This window comes from Lyngbya sp. CCY1209 (assembly GCF_035615495.1).
In the GTDB taxonomy this organism is placed as follows: Bacteria; Cyanobacteriota; Cyanobacteriia; order Cyanobacteriales; family Microcoleaceae; genus Limnospira.
In genome coordinates this window covers 1-404 of record NZ_JAJENU010000633.1, presented here as the reverse complement: position 1 = coordinate 404, position 404 = coordinate 1, and the positions used below count along the sequence as shown (strand labels likewise).

Annotated in this window: 1 protein-coding gene; it reads left to right on the top strand. The window is 61.9% G+C overall.

What is annotated here, in order from left to right; translation table 11 throughout:
* On the top strand, positions 1–404 hold a 404-nt coding region (locus tag LKE08_RS24135; protein ID WP_324706827.1), incomplete at both ends, for an Ig-like domain-containing protein.

Here is a 404-nt window from a genome sequence, read left to right as displayed (position 1 = left end):
TATCAAGACGGAACCGAGCTCGGCACCACAATTGCCGACGCGGACGGTAACTGGACCTTTACCCCCACCGCCGCCTTAACCGAAGGCACGTTTAGCTTGACGGCTCAAGCTACCGACGCGGCGGGGAACATCTCCGAAACCTCTGCGGCACTCAGTCTCACCGTGGATACCACCGCGCCGGATACCACCCCACCCGACGCCCCGGTTATCACCAGCGACGGTATCACCAACGACACCACCCCCGACATCACCGGCACCGCCGAACCCGGCAGCACCGTCACTATTTATCAAGACGGAACTGAGCTCGGCACCACCACCGCCGATGATTCCGGCAACTGGAGTTTCACCCCCACCGCCGCCTTAACCGAAGGCACGTTTAGCTTGACGGCTCAAGCTACCGACGC